This window comes from Acinetobacter puyangensis, assembly GCF_900096995.1.
GTDB lineage: Bacteria > Pseudomonadota > Gammaproteobacteria > Pseudomonadales > Moraxellaceae > Acinetobacter > Acinetobacter puyangensis.
Window position 1 is genome coordinate 1 of sequence record NZ_OANT01000028.1, and the last position, 1,115, is coordinate 1,115.

Genomic DNA, 1,115 nt, shown 5'->3' on the forward strand with positions numbered 1-1,115 from the left:
GGTCTACTTTATAAATTATATGGTGATAATCGATGACAACACTACAGGCTAAAAAATCAGAAGAAAAAAGGCTGCATATACTCGATAGCAGTTTTGAATTGGTATTACACAAAGGTTTTGCCGGCGTGGGATTACAGGAAATTTTAAAAAATTGTGGCGTTCCGAAAGGCTCTTTTTATCATTATTTTGAATCCAAAGAGGCTTTCGGCTGTGCATTGTTACAACATTATATTGCCAATTATCAACAGCGTTTAAATTTGCTTTGGGACAATACTGATTCAGCCCAACACAAAATTTTACGCTATTTCAATATGTGGATTGAAGATGAGGCGATTAAAGGCGGTTGGGCAGAACATTGCCTGATTGTCAAATTGGCCGCAGAAGTCGCTGATCTGTCTGAAGATATGCGCCTCATTATGGATGCGGGTGTAAAGCGTTTAATTGAACAGATTGCGCTACTGATTCAGCATGGTGAACAAGATGGTTCGATTCATGTTGAGGCAGATGCCGCCGCTATGGCACAAGTCTTATATCAAATGTGGCTCGGTGCTGCCCTGCTATATAAATTACAAAAAGATAAAACGCCTTTGTACCAAGCGCTTCAAGCAACCGAATTTATGTTAAATCGCAAAACTGAAAACCGATTTTAAAACGCTAGGATATGGATGATGAAAATATTAATTGTACTGACCTCTCACGCTCAACTTGGTAATACAGGTTTGAAAACTGGATTTTGGCTCGAAGAATTTGCTGCGCCTTATTATGTGTTCAAAGATGCAGGCGCAGAAATTACGCTGGCTTCACCCAAAGGCGGTCAACCACCTTTAGATCCTAAAAGCAATGAACCCGACTCCCAGACTGACTCAACACGTCGTTTTAGTCAAGATGCCGAAGCACAATACCTTTTGGCCAATACCAAACTTTTAACCCAAGTTCAAGCAGATGATTTTGATGCAGTATTTTATCCCGGTGGTCACGGTCCATTATGGGATTTGGTGAATAATGAACAATCCATTGAACTGATTCAACAATTTGACCGTGAACATAAACCGATTGCCTTGGTTTGCCATGCGCCCGCTGTACTCAAAAATGTCAAATCAGTTACTGGCGAAGCG

Annotated in this window: 2 protein-coding genes; both read left to right on the plus strand. The window is 40.7% G+C overall.

Going from position 1 to position 1,115, the window contains the following annotated elements:
- The first annotated feature begins 32 nt into the window (after nucleotides 1-32).
- On the plus strand, nucleotides 33-650 hold the full coding sequence (locus CRO21_RS17340; RefSeq protein WP_097080548.1) for a TetR/AcrR family transcriptional regulator: 618 nt from the start codon (nucleotides 33-35) through the stop codon (nucleotides 648-650).
- Nucleotides 651-668: 18 nt separating this feature from the next.
- A partial coding sequence (locus CRO21_RS17345) for a type 1 glutamine amidotransferase domain-containing protein (RefSeq protein WP_097080549.1) occupies nucleotides 669-1,115 on the plus strand: 447 nt, incomplete at its 3' end.

Bases quoted from the DNA above. Each gene is read 5' to 3' on its own strand.
- CRO21_RS17340 (WP_097080548.1), top strand. From the start codon at position 33: ATGACAACACTACAGGCTAAAAAATCAGAAGAAAAAAGGCTGCATATA.